Below are 15,172 nucleotides of genomic sequence, written 5' to 3'. Positions count from 1 at the left end.
GCACACGGGACCGAGAAAAAATCCATGTTTCAGTGTGCAAACGCATAGCGTCGTGGTGTTGACAATGTGATCTCAAGAACGCCAGAAGAAACTTGAGCCGGCGCCAGCGCCTTAAAGTCCGTAGCGACTATCAGCAATGGTGAAGATAACCACCCAGTGCCCGTTTTCTTCATGGTGCGTTTGCAACTCTCAGGGAGTGCTCCTGGACGCTACCGTCTGCAACGCGATATACACGATCTGCGGCCTGGACCAGCGCGTGTCGATGCGTAGCCACAATCAGCGTTTGCACCCGTTCCCGGACACGCGCAAAGATGCGCTCCTCGCGTTGTGGATCGAGCGATGAGGTGGGTTCGTCCAGAATGAGGACCGCCGGGCGGCGAGCGAGCGCTCTACCCAGCGCGACGCGCTGGCGTTCCCCTCCTGACAGGGCCCGGCCTTGAATGCCCAGCGGACGATCCAGGATGTCGTCGTTTCCGTCTGCGGCGATCTCATGCAATTCAAGCAAGGCAACGAGTTCGTGCAGCGCGCGTTCTGAAGGCGGGTTGTCACAGCCGTAGGTCAGATTCTCCCTGAGTGAGCCGGTCAGGATCATCGGCGCCTGAGGTGCGACAGCGACTTCGCTTGCGATATCGCTGACCGACAGTTTGCTGACGTCCGCACCAAATAGATGGACCGTGCCAGCCGAGGGGCGCGCGAGTCCAAGCATCAGGTGAACCAGGCTCGATTTGCCCGCACCCGATGGCCCGATGAGCGCGACAAGCTCGCCCTGCCTGATAGTGATATTCACGTCCCGCAGAATCTGCTTTCCGGCTTGCGTGACAATCACGTTCTCGATGCGGCAGACTTCCTTCGCAGCATGGTCGATGTGTACGCTGGATTCACTGCGCTCGATTGGCATCTCCAGCAGGCCAAAGCCCTCGCGCAGCGCGAGATGGTTGCGGCGCAAATCGGACAGCGATCCTGCGAGGTTGGTGAATGGCATCGCCAGTGTCACGACGTAGCCAACAACCATGACGAAATCGCCCGCGCGGAGTACGGAGTGCGTGACGCCGTATGCAGTCGTCACCGAGAAAAGCGTAAGCAAGAGGCCGGTGCAAATGGCTTGCGCCGCGAGAAGAAGTGCGAGCCTGACGTTCCCGCGGGTGATCTTGGCGATATAGACATCAAGCGTGAGGTGCAACGCGGCATCTTCTCTCGCGTATGCCTTGTTGAGTTTGATGTCCAGCATGAATCCGAGTCTTTCAACCAGATGGCTCGACAGCATGTCGGCACCGCTGAAGATCTCTTCATGAGCGCTTTTGCTTTGCTCTGCGAGGAACCATGTCGCGGCAAAGAGAAGCAACACGGAGACGGCAAATCCGAGAGCAAACGCGCCGTCGGTCAGTTGCCACAGAACGACGCTGGAAAGTACCAGCTGGAGAACAATCGGGATGATTGCCCAGAACACCGAAAACGTGATTGCACTGAAAGCGGCCCGGCTTCGCGCAATGACTGAGACCAGCTTGCCTGGGTCCTCCGAATTCAGGCGCGGGTAGTCAGCCCTGATCAGTCTGGCAAAGATGGCGCCGTGGAATGCGGCATCACACCTGGCGAGGACGGCCGCGAAAATCATCGCTTTCAGCCACTCAAAGGCGCGCGCGGTTGTCCAGGCGAGTCCGTACGCGGCTGCCAGAATCACCGGCATGGCGGTAGCGCCAAGCGTGGCGTCTACAGACAGAGCATTGGTTGTCTCACGCAAGAGGTAGGGAACCAGCGTTGATAATGCCGCGGACAGCGCTACAAACAGGGTTGCTCCGCAGAAATGGATTGGCAAGCCTGGGTACTTTCCGGCTGCGATTCGGTAGGCGAAGATCCAGTCCTTATACAAATCCAACAGAAACCTCATCGCGGGTCACCTTCAGAGATCGACTTGGGCCTTCTGGTCGTGTCACGCTAATCGAGCCATCTGCTCGCAGATTAGGTGTGTTGCCGGACAAAAGTCGTCGGAGTATTCGGAAGATTGCAGAAGAAAGTTCTGTCGATTCGCGAATTGCAGAGAAGGCTGGCTTCGACCCAGCGAGATTCCTTGCCTCCTGCGCGGACGCCTGGCGCGAAATCATCATACTCATCGAGGCGGGCTCTGGATTGTCCGGGCTGCGGATCGAGCGGAGGTCGAGGCCCTCATCCAAACTGATCCGTTCTGGACGCATGGCCTACGCGAGCGCGTGGAGATCCACCGCTGGCACCGGGCTTTCGATGAACCGGTGACGCTTTGAGTCTTGGCTTCGACCTGAAACCGAGAGGAGTTTTACTGTCACACACCCACCGGTCTACTCGAGCTTCCAAAAAACGCGACGCCCACCGCTTACCGGCTGCAGCCGTTTCCATCACCTTTCCAGAAACGGCCGCATAACTTTGCGGATTTGCTCCGTTGCCACGACCCCATTGCGCCAACTACCGTGGGCAAGCATGCGCCGGGCATGCCAGACGGCTCTTTGGAGCATAACGAAGGTGGAGGCGAAACGTGATTTCCGGACTCATTTGCGTGGGCGACCGGACTACGCACGGAGGGACAGTCATTACCGGCGATGCCACCAGCATCATCCGAAATCGCGCCATGGCGCGGGCGGGGGACATGACCATTTGTCCTAAGTGCAAGGGCACTTTCCCGATCCTGGCGGGCAGCGGAATTATCACTGCGCCCAATGGCGCTCCCTACGCCAGGCATATGGACCGCACCGCCTGCGGTGCCAGGTTGCTAGCGAGCCAGGACACCACGTTGGCAAGCGACATGGAGACGCCAGTGGCCGCCGACTTTGAACCGGCAGGGATCGCTGCTGTAACGGGTTCTGGCCTCTGCCTGGACTGTCTTATGAAGGCAGCTGCGACAGGAGCGGCGACTGTCGTCCGAGGGTAGCCGGCTAATGGATGTCCTCGATCGATACAACCAACTGCGTGCACGCTTGCAGACGCTCAATCTGTATGCCCTGGTGGATGGCGCGCTGCATCAGCAGCATCGGGAGCGACAGCTTGAACACCTGCCTGGCGTGGTGGTTGCCTTGTTCTCCGGTACAGCGGACGACGCGCTCGCACATGCGGGCCCTTGGTTGGTCGATGCGACGCGGGCAAGTGAAGCAGTCCTGCGTGACTTGATCTCACTGGAAATGGCGGCGCCGGCCGTCACCTGGCTCATCGCCGAAGCTGATCTCACGGGGCTTTCACAACTGCTGCAGGTGAGACTCGACGTTAAGCTGCCCGACGGACGAACTGCGCTCTTGCGGTTTTGGGACCCACGTGTGCTGGCAGCTCTCTTTCAGTTGATGGCAGGCGATCAACGGACGGAATTCTTCGGTCATATCCACGAATGGCATTTCCTGGACAAGGGCATCAGAGTCTGGATAGGGAGACAGCATGCTGACGCTCAGTGAGACGCAATGGCAGGCGCTGCGGCACTTAGAAATTCAGAACTTCGTCGGCGCGGTATGCGAACAGTTTCTGGCCCATCGTCCGGAATTGTTGCAGACCCCGGGTAGAGAGGAAATCTGCAGCCGAATGCAAGCGGGTTATAGCTTGGCGGCAGAGTCAGGTCTTCTGTCGACTCAATGCATCGTGAAGTTGCTCTATCTCTGCGCAGATGCACCGCAGATAGCAACGGATCGCCAAATCCGCGCTTATCTCTCGAAGCCGGGAGCGACCCCGAAACAAAGACTGGATGACCTGTCGGCGGTGATGAAGCTCGTTCTCAAGGAGACCGGTTGATGGCGACGCTTGCAATTCCTGCTATCCGTTTGATCGCGTCAAGAGTGCTTCAGTGGCTTGGAGCCGCAGCGGCGGCCGGCGCTGCAACGGAGGCAGCGCGTCAACGGACGGAGGAAGCTGAGAACTCGAGAACCACTCCTATCTCACGTGCTGAGTCTCCGGCAAAAGAAAAGGATAGATGTGAAGAATGTCCACCTGATCATGGCGGGATTGTGCTTCAGCCGACAGCAGGGTGGAGCGCCGAAGCTATTTCGTATCAGCGCCGCGTCTCTGGTATGCCGGATGCGGCTGAAGGCTTTCTGTGCGAATGGAGCTTCAACGGCGTTAGGTTCGATGGTTTTGCATCAGGACAGTGTCTTTTGAAAGAGGCGAAATCTACCTATGACCAGTTTTTTGATGCGGATGGGGAGTTTCGTTATCCGTTTCAAAAAAAGATCTTTGCAGTAATGACTGCCAGTGCTGTACGGCAGGAACAGGCAGCGCAGCCGATTCCACCGACGCGATTGCGGTGGCATTTCATGGAGCCCATATCGTTCGCGTATATGCGAGAGGCGATCGGGGAAGCGGCGCCGCGTATTGAGGTCGTCTTCTTTCCCTGATACTGGCTATGTCACACGAACTGAAGCTGCGATTTAGGCTCGCATCCGATCCACGGCCCACTTTGAAAGATCATCTGTCCCTCGTCCAGCAGCTAACGCGATTTCTGGGAACACAAGACGCGCTGCTCGACGAATCCGTGTGGCTGTTGGCAGCTGACACGAAAGAGGACTCTTACCGGTACTTGGTCTTCGACAGACAAGGCCCCACCACGGCTGCACTGTCGGTCCTGGACCAGGAGTTGGAAGGAGAGAATGCCATAAAGACCTTCGTCATATGGAATGGGCAGCTCGCGAAGTCGCAAGGCGCGTCCATTTCTTACTTTTTTGATCGGGCTGACGGTGCAGCGTCGGCGATGAGTCTTACTCTAGGGTCTAAGCCTCCAGCGAGTCGATTGGGCCCTTGGTCCACGGTTGCCAAGGTCTTGAGCGAGGCGGTAAAGATCTGGCGCCCGTTAGTCGCTACCGTCGATACACAGAAGTATGTTCGTGTCTTTCCAGATCGTCCTGCTGTAGGCTGGATGCTCTACCTGCCGATGCTCCTCACGGAGCAGCAAATTCCGGAAGCTCGCGCACTGATTAGCGTGCCCGACGAGGACAACAAGCGAATGGGAACGATTGTCGTGAGCGTAACCGACGCGCCTTTTTCCGGCACCGATCCGGAACACGTCAGGGCGGCAAATGCCATTGAGGTTCGGCTCGTCGATCAAGACTTGCTACCGAGATACATTGACCTGTAGAAAGTACTGTCGGTTGCAGACCTGTCAGGCGGTAAGGAACATGAGGTGACACGAAGCCAATCAAGTAGCGCCGCTATCTTAGTTTTCCTACAAGGTGCACTGTTCTGGACTGCATCAACTGCCGCTACCGGTTTTTTTCCACTCCTGGCTGCGAACCTGCGCCTGTCTGCCTTTGAGGCAGGAATGTTTCTCGCCGGAGCCGCCCTCGGGCGAACGTTATTTCAGCCTTGCGCCGGACTGATCATAAGCCCGGGCAATGCGGGTCGCTACTACCTGACCGGCCTGGGATGTTCTCTTGTCAGTAGCATTGTGATGGCCTGCTGCGACCACGCAATTTGGGTGATATCGGCACGCTTTGTGGAGGGGGTGGGCTTGTCATTGTTCGTCGTATCCTGGCGAACGTTGCTGAACCGGAGGGCTGGCCTTCCCGGTTTCGACGCTGTCAATGAAAGCTATGTGTTATCACAGAACACCGGCCGGTTGATTGGACCTGCCATCGGCGGCGTGCTTGTGGCTCACTTCGGTATCCAGGCTGCCTTTGTCTTTCCTGCGCTACTTTATTTGTTATGCCTTCTGGTTTCGAGTCATCGACAGGATTCCACCCGAGCCGAGTCTAGCCGGAAGCAACGAAGCTCAACGAAGTTCTCGGATCAGATTCACGCCCTTCGCCAGCAAACAAGCATCTTGCTCGTTCACCATGTGCAGTTCTTCTGCCTGGGATTGTGGCTGGCGGGCTGGCCAATCTATGCAGTTGCGGCTCATCGTCTCTCGCCCGAGCAGCTGGGCTATTCGTTTACGATGGCAGCCGCCGGAGGATTGGCCTTATTCCTCGTCAGACCATGGACGTCGAGACTTTCTATCCGACACAGATTGGCCCTGGCCTTGACCTTACTGTGCACCCAACCCTTGGCAGCACTATTCACACAGCATTGGTCGCTGTTGCTTGGCCTTGGTTTCGCAGTGGGTGGGCTGGGGGTCTCTATTTATTTCACGAGCTTTCACCGCCTGCTGACTGACAGCTATTCACTGGAACAGATCCCGTTCGTCTATGGCATGCTGGGGTCCAGCACTTTTCTATGCCAGGCCGCCGGACAAGCGATCACTCCCTTCTTGTCGGAATATTTTTCGCCGGAAGCCCCAATCCTCCTTGATGCCGTGATGTTGGTGGGGTGTTTTACTTTTCTTGCCTTGGCCAAAGTAAGGCAAAGCCTCCCTTGATATGTGGGGGCAAGATACCCGTGACGTCGTAGTATGCAAGCCCGGGGACGCCGGTGACGGAGGCGGATATTCTGGTCGCTTGCCGAAAACGGCTCACCGGATACAAGCGGGGGAACGCCGTTGAATTTTCTCCGTGGTCTGCCGCGTAATGCGGTCCGGAAGATCCTGAAGCAGGCGTTGCGGACGCTGCGGTGATTGTTGGTGGGGCCCTTGTCTGGACACGGGAAACCCGCAATTGCCGGGGCTCGATGTTGAGCGGAAAATGGGCGAGCACGCGCAGCTATTGCTCGTGGCAGTTTCTCCAACTTCCTTCCGTAGCTCGACCCAACGACGCCGACCCGCGCGCAGACCATCGTGACGTCCCCCGCCCACTCGCGCCAACCCCGGCTGCATTTTGACCTCACGACTATCCAGCTCTTTATCGCCGTAGCCGACCAGGGCAGCATCACCCGCGGCGCCGAACGCGTCCACCTGGCCCCGGCCGCCGCCTCCCGCCGCATCCTCGAACTCGAATCCCAGCTCGGCGTCTCCCTGTTCGAGCGCCTGCCCCACGGCATGGCCTGTACCGAAGCCGGCCGCGCGCTGCTGGCCCACGCCCGCGGCATTACCCACACCGTCCAGCGCATGCAGGACGACGCCGCGTCCTTCGTCGGCGGCGATCTCGGTGTGGTGCGGGTGGCCGCGCCCAAGTCCGCCGTCATCCAGTTCCTGCCGTTCGACATCCAGCGCTGCGCCACGGAATGCCCCGGTGTCCGGATCGACCTGCAGGAAATGAATAGCCAGGAAGTCCAGCAGTCGTTGCGCCGTGGCACCGTCGATATCGGTATCTATGAAGGTAGCCTCGGCGTGGTCGATCTGCCGACGGCGCCGTACCGGAGCGACCGGCTGGTGCTGGTGGTGGCGCGCGGCCATGCGCTGGCGAAGCGCAAGAAGGTGACGACGGAAGAAGTGCTGGACTGCGACCTGATCGTGCTGGGCGAGAGTTCGGCGATCTCGATCGGGCTGGAGCGGCTGGCGGAGGATGCGGGGCGGGTATTGCGCATGCGCATGCGGGTGAGCGGGTTCGACAGTATCGCGGCGCTGGTGGCGCAGAACCTGGGCGGCGGGGTGATGCCGGAGGCGATCGCGCGCGAGGTGGCGGGGGGCAGCCGTTTCGTGCGGTTGCCGATCGCGGGGGAGTGGGCGGCGCGGCATTTTGTGCTGTGCCATCGGCCTCATGGGGTGCTGTCGTCGGCGGCGCTGAGCGTGCTGCAGGTGCTTGCGCAAAACGCGAAACCTGAATCCCGAAAATAGCGATAGCCCTGGGCCGGTGCATTGCGCAAGATGGACTCCAAACGATAGAGGAGACACGCAATGCAGCGCAGGCAATTTCTTCTGGCGGCCGCGGCCGGGCTGGCGGTGCCCGGCCTGGTGCGCGCGGCCAATGTGGCGGGGCCGGTTCGTATCGTGGTGGGCTTTGCCCCCGGCGGCGGCACCGATGTGCTGGCGCGGGTGATCGGGCAGAAGCTGGGCGTGATGTGGAACACCAGCGTGGTGGTGGAGAACAAGCCCGGCGCCACCGGCGCGATTGCCGCGGCCTATGTGGCCAAGCAGCCGCCTGACGGCACCACGCTGCTGATGGCGCATGTCAACAGCCATGCGATCGCGCCGGCGCTGCTGGACGTCAAGTACGACCCGCGCGCGGACTTCACGCCGATCTCGATGGTCGGGGTCACGCCCAATATGCTGACCTGCCGTCCGGAACAGAAGGTGCGCACGGTTTCGGACATCGTCGCGCTGTGCCGCAAGAACCCGGGCAAGATTTCGTTCGGTTCGTCGGGCATCGGCTCGGCGCAGCACCTGGCGCTGGAACTGTTCCGGATGCAGGCGAAGATCGACGTGGTGCACGTGCCGTACAAGGGCTCGGGCCCGCTGGTGGCGGACCTGATGGGCGGGCAGATCGACTACGCCTTCGACACCATGACCGCGGCGACGCCGTTCGTCCAGCAGGGCAAGGTGATCGCGATCGCGCAGACGCGCCTGAAGCGCGCGTCGAGCCATCCAAACGTGCCGACGCTGGCGGAATCGGGCTTCCCGGGCCTGGACGCGGCGTCGTGGTACGGGTTGGTCGGCCCGAAGGGGATGCCGCCGGCGCTGGCGCAGCGCATGAACGAAGACGTCAACCGCGTGCTGGCCATGCCGGACGTGGCGGAGCGGCTGAAGAGCTTCGGCGCCGAGGACTCGGGCGGATCGAACCAGCAGTTCGCCGCCTACATCACCGCGGAATCGGCCAAATGGGCCAAGGTGATCAAGGACGCCGGCGTGAAGGCGGAGAGCTGATGGGCGACCGCCGACGCACCGATGCACGCAGCACGAACCAATTTCCCAGGATGCAACCGATGATGGATTCCCGCGACGCAGGCGCCGACACAACCCACGCCAACGCTGCGCGCCTGCCGCTTGCCGGCGTGCGCGTGCTCGACGTCAGCCAGGTCATGGCCGGCCCTTACGCCTGCATGCTGCTGGCCGACCTGGGCGCCGACGTGATCAAGATCGAGCCGCCCGACGGCGGCGACCAGACGCGCGGCTCGATGGGGTTCAAGATGAAGGGCCCGGACAGCATGGGTTTCCTCAACATGAACCGCAACAAGCGCAGCGTCACGCTAGACCTGAAGACCGAATCCGGCCGCGAGGTGCTGTACCGGCTGGCGGAAACCGCCGATATCCTGGTCGAGAACTATCGCCCCGGCGTGATGAAGCGCCTGCGCATCGACTACGAGACGCTCAGCCATATCAATCCGAAGCTGGTCTACTGCAGCATCTCGGGCTTCGGCCAGAGCGGGCCGTGGGCGACGCGGCCGGGTTTCGACCTGATGGCGCAGGCGATGTCGGGCGTGATGAGCGTGACGGGCTACCCGGGCGGTGCGCCGGTGAAGGCGGGTGTGCCGGTGGCCGATATCGGCTGCGCGCTGTTCGCGACCTACGGCATGCTGTCCGCTTATATCGGCGCCAAGGAGACCGGCAGGGGGCAGTATGTCGATGCGTCGCTGTTCGATTCCGCGCTGGCGTTCTCGGTGTGGGACACCTGCGAATACTGGGGCACCGGGCGCGAGCCCGAGCCGCTCGGCACCGCCAACCGCATGAGCGCGCCGTACCAGGCGATGAAGGCCGCCGATGGCTACTTCGTGATGGGCGCGACCAACCAGAAACTCTGGCAACTGCTGTGCAAGACGCTGGACCGGCACGACCTGCTGGCGGACGAACGCTTTGCCACCGTCGCGCTGCGCCTGGCCAACCGGCAGGCGCTGATCGGCACGCTGGAAGAGAGCTTTGGCAGGCAGAGCGCTGATTACTGGATCGAGCAACTGCTGGCAGCCGGCATCCCGGCCGGGCCGATCCTGACCTACCCGCAGGCGTTCGACAGCGAGCACGGCAGGCATCGCAAGATGCGCATCGAGATCGATCATCCGATCGAAGGCAAGGTGCCCAATATCGGCTTCGCGGTGAAGATGGGCGGCACGCCGCAGCAGGTGCGGCGCCCGCCGCCGCTGCTGGGCCAGCACACAACCGAGATTCTCGCGGAGCTGGGCATGTCGGAGGACGAACAGCAGTCGCTGGCCGCGGCCGGCGCGTTCGGCGCATGAGCGCCCCGCAGCAGGCGGCCGGCGAAGGCCGGGTCACGCTGACGCGGCAGGGCCGGATCGCGACCCTGACGTTCGACCGCCCGGCCGCGCGCAATGCGATGACGTGGGCGATGTACGCGCAGCTCGCCGAACACTGCCGCGCGCTGGCCGCGGAAGGCACTGCCGGCGCGCGCGTGGTGGTGCTGCGCGGCGCCGGCGGCGAGGCCTTTGTCGCTGGGACCGATATAGCGCAGTTCCAGCAGTTCTCGGGCGGCGATGACGGGGTCGCGTATGAAGCGCGCATCGACGAGGGCATCGCGCTGGTCGAGCAGCTGCCGATGCCCACTGTGGCGGTCATCGAAGGCTGGGCGGTGGGTGGCGGGCTGGCCATCGCCACCGCCTGCGACTTCCGGCTGGCGACGCCCAGGGCGCGCTTCGGCGTGCCGATCGCGAAGACGCTGGGAAATACGCTGTCCGCGCAGAACCTGACCAAGTTGCGCGCGGCGTGGGGTCTGCAACCGGTGCGACGAATGTTGTTGCTCGCGCAGATTCTTGATGCCGATGCGGCGCTGGCCTGTGGCTTTCTCGAGGGCGTGCATGCGCCCGAGGCGCTGGACGCCGAAGTCGCCGCGCTGTGCGAGCGGCTCGGCGCACTCGCGCCGGTGACGCAGGCGGTCATCAAGGAGTCATTGCGCCGCCAGACCGTGGCGGCGGTGGCGGATACCGATGACCTGGTGCGGCAATGTTATGGCAGCGACGATTTCCGGGAAGGGGTGGAAGCCTTCGTTGGCAAGCGTCCGCCGGTGTGGAAAGGGCGTTGATTCTTCGGATCGCCCGACGCTATAGATAGAAGCGTCGGGATTCACTGGACGGCGGGCGTCGCTTGCCGATGCCGTCGGGCATCCAGCTACTTCACCGGTACCGAATAAACCACCCGCACAAACTTCCGTGCCGGCTGCCGGTCCACCACTACGCCGCCCATCGCTTCCGCAATCCGGCGGCTCTTCCAGTTCTGCTCGGCGGCCGGGTATACAAAGCGCGCCGGCCGCAAGGTGGCCGTTGCCCACGCCGCCACGGCCAGCACCGCTTCCTTGCCATAGCCGTGCCCATGGGCGTCTTCGCGGATCCAGATGCCGAACTCGGGCGCCGGCGTGTCGGCATGATGCAGCCCGGCCAGGCCGAGGAAACAACCGTCGCTGGTCCGCCGGACCGTGAAGATGAATTCCGTTCCGTCTTCCATGGCCGGCAGCCATGCCTGCCAGACCTCGCGAAACGCCTCGGGTGATGGGGCGGGATCCCATTCCATGTAGCGGGCGAGCGTGGGGGTGATGCAGGGCCACGCCTCGGCTGCGTCGTGTCCGCAGAAGGGCGACAAGGTCAGGCGGTCGGAGTGGATCAGCGGGGCGGACATAGTCATGGGGGCTGGCTGGCTCGGCGGGTTGCGAACCAGTTATGCCGCAGTGTACGCCTCCCGGTTCTCCCACTTGCGGTACCGGATGCGAGGGCACGAGCCCGCGCCCCGTACTCCGACTCCCGACTCAATTTACGGATCTCCCTGCCGATAAGAGCCATGCCATACCAGCCCCTGCGCTGGGGCGTCCCCATGCCCATCGGAAATCCGTAATGAAGATCGCAGTCAAACTCCCGCTTGCCTTCGCGGCGGCGCTAATCGTCATGTTCGCCGGCGCGCTGTACGGCCTGAGCACCCTGAACCGCTCGCTCGACGACTACAACCATGTGGTGCTGGAACGTGTCGAGGAAGAGCGGCTCATTACGGCGATGCTGGTCGATTTCAAGGAGCAGATCCAGGAGTGGAAGAACACGATCCTGCGCGGCAGTGACGCGGCGCGGCTGGACAAGCACTGGGCCGCCTTCGGCACGCGCGAGGCGGCGATCCGCGAGCGTGGCGCGGTGCTGGCCAGGCGGCTGCCCGATGGCAAATCGAAGGAACTGGTCGCACAGTTCGCCAGCGCGCACGCCGCGATGGGCGAGGGCTATCGGCGCGGCTTCGAGGCCTTCAAGGCGGCGGAGTTCGATCCAGGCGCAGGTGACCGCGTCGTGGCCGGCGTCGACCGCGAGCCGGCGCGGTTGCTGCAGGAAGCCGCGCGTCTGATCGCGGCGGACGCCGCGGCCGTGTCCGCGCAGACCGCAGCCACGGCAAGCCGTGCCGCCACGTTGAGCTATGCGCTGATGTTCGCCGCGTTCGTCTGCGGGCTGGCAGGCGCGATGCTGTTCAGCCGCGCGCTGACGCGGCCGCTGTCCCGTGCGCTGAACGTGGCCCAGACCGTTGCCAGGGGCGACCTGTCGACGCGCATCGATACGCGCGGCAAGGACGAGATCGCCGCGCTGATGCAGGCGCTGCACGACATGCAGCACAGCCTGTCCGATGTCGTCGGCCTGGTGCGCCGCAATGCCGAAGGCGTGGCGGCTGCCAGTGCGCAGATCGCGAACGGCAACTTCGATCTGTCGGCGCGCACCGAGCAGCAGGCGGCTTCGCTGGAGGAGACCGCCGCGAGCATGGATGAGCTGACGCTGACCGTTCGCGCCAATGCCGAGAACATCGAACAGGTGTCCCGGCAGACGGCGCTGGCCCGCGATATCGCGAGGCGCAGCGCCGATGTGATGGGCGATGTCGTCGCCACCATGCAGGAGATCGCCGAGCGCTCGGCCAAGGTCGGCGATATCGTCGGCGTGATCGAGGGCATCGCCTTCCAGACCAACCTGCTGGCACTGAACGCAGCCGTCGAGGCCGCGCGCGCCGGCGAACAGGGACGCGGCTTTGCCGTGGTCGCCAACGAGGTGCGCACGCTCGCGCAGCGCAGCGCGGTGGCGTCGCGCGAGATCAAGGCGCTGATCGACGTGGCGGTCGAGCGCGTCGCGGCCGGCCACGCACTGGTCGGCAACGCCGGCGGCACGATCGAAGAAATGACGGCGGCGATGGCGCAGGTCTCGCGCATCGTCAATGAGATCGCGGCGGCGTCCGGCGAGCAGCGCCACGGCATCGAGCAGGTCAACCTGGCCGTCGGCCAGCTCGACGAGGTCACGCAGCAGAACGCGGCGCTGGTCGAGCAGGCTTCGGCGGCGACGCAATCGATGGCGGAGCAGGCGCGCGCGTTGCGCGAGGCGGTGGCGGTGTTCAGGTTGGGTGGGGTGGCGGTAGCGTAAGCGAAGGGGGCGATGCCCGTCCGCTACTTCGGGTTCGAGGTCCGTCGTTGATGTGCACGCGGAAATCTCGGCGTCTTCCTAGACGCGGACGCGTCATAGCTAGGTTGTCATTTGACAACCTTCGCTGTTGGGGCTAGTCTTGGCGGTCTGCATAGCCCACTGCCTGCATCGGTACGACGTCGTGATGCCGGTCGAGCTGACGGAAAATCCACCGCCATGGAATACACGTTCACCTTGAGATACCAGTTGTCGCCGGATGACAGCGATCCCGACACGCTGGTCGAACGACTCTACGAGGCCGGATGCGACGATGCAACCGTGGGCACCGGCGTGGCGGGCCGGATTGCGCTGGCGTTCGACCGGGAAGCGGAATCAGCGGCCGACGCCATCGTCAGCGCGCTCACCGATGCCAGGCGCGCCATGCCGTCCGCCACGCTGATCGAAGCGGCACCGGACCTGGTTGGCCTGACGGACATTGCCGACACCCTCGGCATGTCGCGCCAGAACATGCGCAAGCTGATGCTCGGTCATCCGGCTTCCTTTCCCCCGCCGGTGCACGAAGGTTCGAGTTCCCTCTGGCATCTGGGGGAAGTGCTCTCGTGGATGAGCGGCAAGGGTTACGAGATCGAGGCCTCGCTCAGGGACGTCGCTGCGGCGGCGATGCAGGTCAATCTGGCCAGGAGCGCCGGAAGCATCGTCCCGGCGATGGAGCGACGGCTCCGCAAGCTGGTGGCCTGAGCCGCACGCCGGTGCCTGACATCAACCCAGCCTGAACACCGCCACCGCCCGGTTCAACCCTTCGGTCTGGGCCTGCTCCGCCCGGGCCGCTTCTGCCGCGCCGGCCACCGGTTCGGCGTTCTGCGTTCTCCTCGACCGTGGTCTCGCCGGTATGGCCCACCCGCTCGGTGCCGGCGTGGGCGCGCTCGACCGAGGTGTAAATCAGGCCGCGGATCTCGCGCGTGGCGGCGCCGCAGCGGTGCGCCAGTTGCCGCACCTCGCCGGCCAGCACGGCGAGGCCCTTGCCTGGCGCCGCAAGCCGCCGGGATGTTCCGCGCGCGCCGCCACGCCTCAATCCAGCCGGATATTGTTTTCCTTGATCACATTGCCCCAATACGCCTGGTCGGCACGCGTCGTCGCCGCGAAGGCCGCCGGCTGCGTGGTCTTGACGATCAGGCCCAGATCGCCCAGCCGCTGGCGGATGTCGGGCGCTGCCATCACCGTTTCGACGTCGGCCGAGATCTTGTCGACGATGGCCTGCGGCGTGCCGGCGGTGGTGAACAGGCCCAGCCACGCCGGGCCGTCCAGGCCCTTGTAGCCGAGTTCCTGGAAGGTGGGCACGTCCGGCAGCATCGGTGCGCGGGTGTTGCCGGTCACCGCCAGCGGCTGCAGCTTGCCGGTGCGCGCATGCTGGCGCACCGTCATCGGCGACAGCGTGCCCAGCGAGATCTGGCCGCCGATCAGGTCGGTGGCGATCGGCGCTTCGCCCTTGTATGGCACGTGGACCAGCTCGGCGCCGGCATTCTTCAGGAACACCTGCATGTAGAGGTGGGCGCCGGTGCCGATGCCATAGGTGCCATAGGAGAACTTGTCCGGCTGGGACTTGGCCAGGGCCACCATCTGCGGCAGCGTGCGCGGCATGGCGGCGCTGGCGGTCAGCACCAGGCTGGAGGTGCACAGCTGGCCGATGGCGGTCAGGTCGCGCAGCGGGTCGAACGGCGGCTTGGCCACCATATAAGGGGTTTGGACCAGGCTGGGCAGGCCCAGCAGCAGCGTGTAGCCGTCGGGCTGCGCCTTGGCGACCACGTCGGCGCCGATCATGCCGCCCACGCCGGGCCGGTTCTCGACGATCACCGGGCGCTGCCACAGCTTGCCCAAAGGGTCGCCCAGCGCGCGCGCCAGCACGTCGGTGGCGCCGCCGGGCGGGTAGGGCACCACCAGCCGCACCGGGCGCGCCGGCCAGCCCTGCTGGGCCCGGGCCGGGCCGATTCCCAGGGTTGTAGCGGCGGCGGCCAGGGATCCGGCTCCCAGCCAGTGCAGGGCCTTGCGGCGGTCGGCTTGCATGGTGTTTCCTCCAGTGATTGACGTCGTGTCGGCATGCGGCCCTGGGCGCGGT

General features: G+C 63.6%; 16 protein-coding genes. 13 read left to right on the top strand and 3 right to left on the bottom strand.

Annotated features, from left to right (window positions below):
• Nucleotides 1–169: 169 nt before the first annotated feature.
• Entirely contained in the window at nucleotides 170–1,885 is a 1,716-nt protein-coding gene (locus CBM2588_RS15015) for an ATP-binding cassette domain-containing protein (RefSeq protein ID WP_115681157.1), read from the bottom strand.
• Here CBM2588_RS15015 and CBM2588_RS31465 point away from each other — a divergent pair.
• The 11 genes from CBM2588_RS31465 to CBM2588_RS14960 all read left to right on the top strand — a co-directional run bounded on the left by CBM2588_RS31465 (nucleotide 1,851) and on the right by CBM2588_RS14960 (nucleotide 10,715).
• Nucleotides 1,851–2,255, top strand: a complete 405-nt coding sequence (locus CBM2588_RS31465; protein WP_306437247.1) for a YciI family protein — start codon at nucleotides 1,851–1,853, stop codon at nucleotides 2,253–2,255. The genes CBM2588_RS15015 and CBM2588_RS31465 overlap by 35 nt on opposite strands.
• A gap of 248 nt (nucleotides 2,256–2,503) precedes the next feature.
• Nucleotides 2,504–2,896, top strand: a complete 393-nt coding sequence (locus CBM2588_RS15005; RefSeq protein ID WP_115681156.1) for a PAAR domain-containing protein — start codon at nucleotides 2,504–2,506, stop codon at nucleotides 2,894–2,896.
• Nucleotides 2,897–2,903: 7 nt separating this feature from the next.
• Nucleotides 2,904–3,407 (top strand): DUF4123 domain-containing protein, encoded by a 504-nt coding sequence (locus CBM2588_RS15000; RefSeq protein ID WP_115681155.1) that lies wholly within the window; start codon nucleotides 2,904–2,906, stop codon nucleotides 3,405–3,407.
• Complete coding sequence (locus CBM2588_RS14995; RefSeq protein WP_115681154.1) at nucleotides 3,391–3,738, top strand: hypothetical protein; 348 nt, start codon at nucleotides 3,391–3,393, stop codon at nucleotides 3,736–3,738. Before CBM2588_RS15000 ends, CBM2588_RS14995 begins: the two co-directional genes overlap by 17 nt.
• Nucleotides 3,738–4,337 carry a Tox-REase-5 domain-containing protein gene (locus tag CBM2588_RS14990; RefSeq protein ID WP_231942146.1) on the top strand — a complete coding sequence of 200 codons (600 nt, stop codon included), beginning with the start codon at nucleotides 3,738–3,740 and terminating at the stop codon, nucleotides 4,335–4,337. Before CBM2588_RS14995 ends, CBM2588_RS14990 begins: the two co-directional genes overlap by 1 nt.
• 8 nt (nucleotides 4,338–4,345) lie before the next feature.
• Nucleotides 4,346–5,074: an Imm52 family immunity protein gene (locus CBM2588_RS14985; RefSeq protein ID WP_115681152.1), complete on the top strand. Its 729-nt coding sequence runs from the start codon at nucleotides 4,346–4,348 to the stop codon at nucleotides 5,072–5,074.
• 45 nt (nucleotides 5,075–5,119) lie between these two features.
• On the top strand, nucleotides 5,120–6,292 hold the full coding sequence (locus CBM2588_RS14980; RefSeq protein ID WP_172583595.1) for an MFS transporter: 1,173 nt from the start codon (nucleotides 5,120–5,122) through the stop codon (nucleotides 6,290–6,292).
• Between the two features lie 354 nt (nucleotides 6,293–6,646).
• A complete protein-coding gene (locus CBM2588_RS14975) occupies nucleotides 6,647–7,585 on the top strand; it encodes a LysR family transcriptional regulator (protein WP_115681150.1) in 939 nt (312 codons plus the stop codon).
• 60 nt (nucleotides 7,586–7,645) lie between these two features.
• Nucleotides 7,646–8,611, top strand: coding sequence for a Bug family tripartite tricarboxylate transporter substrate binding protein (locus CBM2588_RS14970; RefSeq protein ID WP_115681149.1), 966 nt, complete (start codon nucleotides 7,646–7,648; stop codon nucleotides 8,609–8,611).
• Nucleotides 8,612–8,670: 59 nt separating this feature from the next.
• Nucleotides 8,671–9,915 (top strand): CaiB/BaiF CoA transferase family protein, encoded by a 1,245-nt coding sequence (locus CBM2588_RS14965; RefSeq protein ID WP_115681500.1) that lies wholly within the window; start codon nucleotides 8,671–8,673, stop codon nucleotides 9,913–9,915.
• Nucleotides 9,912–10,715, top strand: coding sequence for an enoyl-CoA hydratase/isomerase family protein (locus CBM2588_RS14960; RefSeq protein WP_115681148.1), 804 nt, complete (start codon nucleotides 9,912–9,914; stop codon nucleotides 10,713–10,715). The genes CBM2588_RS14965 and CBM2588_RS14960 overlap by 4 nt, the downstream gene beginning before the upstream one ends.
• 86 nt (nucleotides 10,716–10,801) lie before the next feature.
• Here CBM2588_RS14960 and CBM2588_RS14955 read toward each other — a convergent pair whose 3' ends face one another.
• On the bottom strand, nucleotides 10,802–11,311 hold the full coding sequence (locus CBM2588_RS14955) for a GNAT family N-acetyltransferase (protein WP_026164216.1): 510 nt from the start codon (nucleotides 11,309–11,311) through the stop codon (nucleotides 10,802–10,804).
• A 206-nt stretch (nucleotides 11,312–11,517) separates the two neighbouring features.
• On the opposite strand from CBM2588_RS14955, the gene CBM2588_RS14950 reads away from it, so the two are divergent.
• Nucleotides 11,518–13,059 carry a methyl-accepting chemotaxis protein gene (locus CBM2588_RS14950; RefSeq protein WP_115681147.1) on the top strand — a complete coding sequence of 514 codons (1,542 nt, stop codon included), beginning with the start codon at nucleotides 11,518–11,520 and terminating at the stop codon, nucleotides 13,057–13,059.
• A 216-nt stretch (nucleotides 13,060–13,275) separates the two neighbouring features.
• Nucleotides 13,276–13,797 carry a helix-turn-helix transcriptional regulator gene (locus tag CBM2588_RS14945; protein WP_115681146.1) on the top strand — a complete coding sequence of 174 codons (522 nt, stop codon included), beginning with the start codon at nucleotides 13,276–13,278 and terminating at the stop codon, nucleotides 13,795–13,797.
• Nucleotides 13,798–14,127: 330 nt separating this feature from the next.
• On the opposite strand, the gene CBM2588_RS14940 is transcribed toward CBM2588_RS14945, so the two are convergent.
• Nucleotides 14,128–15,120, bottom strand: coding sequence for a Bug family tripartite tricarboxylate transporter substrate binding protein (locus tag CBM2588_RS14940; protein ID WP_115681145.1), 993 nt, complete (start codon nucleotides 15,118–15,120; stop codon nucleotides 14,128–14,130).
• Nucleotides 15,121–15,172: the final 52 nt, after the last annotated feature.

Origin of the sequence: Cupriavidus taiwanensis (assembly GCF_900250075.1) — a bacterium.
GTDB classification, from domain to species: domain Bacteria; phylum Pseudomonadota; class Gammaproteobacteria; order Burkholderiales; family Burkholderiaceae; genus Cupriavidus; species Cupriavidus taiwanensis_C.
Note: the sequence above shows the minus strand (reverse complement) of the source record. Positions and strands in the feature narration are given on the sequence as shown.

Bases quoted from the DNA above. Each gene is read 5' to 3' on its own strand.
- CBM2588_RS15015 (WP_115681157.1), bottom strand. From the start codon at position 1,885: ATGAGGTTTCTGTTGGATTTGTATAAGGACTGGATCTTCGCCTACCGA.
- CBM2588_RS15000 (WP_115681155.1), top strand. From the start codon at position 2,904: ATGGATGTCCTCGATCGATACAACCAACTGCGTGCACGCTTGCAGACG.
- CBM2588_RS14995 (WP_115681154.1), top strand. From the start codon at position 3,391: ATGCTGACGCTCAGTGAGACGCAATGGCAGGCGCTGCGGCACTTAGAA.
- CBM2588_RS14990 (WP_231942146.1), top strand. From the start codon at position 3,738: ATGGCGACGCTTGCAATTCCTGCTATCCGTTTGATCGCGTCAAGAGTG.
- CBM2588_RS14985 (WP_115681152.1), top strand. From the start codon at position 4,346: ATGTCACACGAACTGAAGCTGCGATTTAGGCTCGCATCCGATCCACGG.
- CBM2588_RS14970 (WP_115681149.1), top strand. From the start codon at position 7,646: ATGCAGCGCAGGCAATTTCTTCTGGCGGCCGCGGCCGGGCTGGCGGTG.
- CBM2588_RS14965 (WP_115681500.1), top strand. From the start codon at position 8,671: ATGATGGATTCCCGCGACGCAGGCGCCGACACAACCCACGCCAACGCT.
- CBM2588_RS14960 (WP_115681148.1), top strand. From the start codon at position 9,912: ATGAGCGCCCCGCAGCAGGCGGCCGGCGAAGGCCGGGTCACGCTGACG.
- CBM2588_RS14955 (WP_026164216.1), bottom strand. From the start codon at position 11,311: ATGACTATGTCCGCCCCGCTGATCCACTCCGACCGCCTGACCTTGTCG.
- CBM2588_RS14950 (WP_115681147.1), top strand. From the start codon at position 11,518: ATGAAGATCGCAGTCAAACTCCCGCTTGCCTTCGCGGCGGCGCTAATC.
- CBM2588_RS14945 (WP_115681146.1), top strand. From the start codon at position 13,276: ATGGAATACACGTTCACCTTGAGATACCAGTTGTCGCCGGATGACAGC.
- CBM2588_RS14940 (WP_115681145.1), bottom strand. From the start codon at position 15,120: ATGCAAGCCGACCGCCGCAAGGCCCTGCACTGGCTGGGAGCCGGATCC.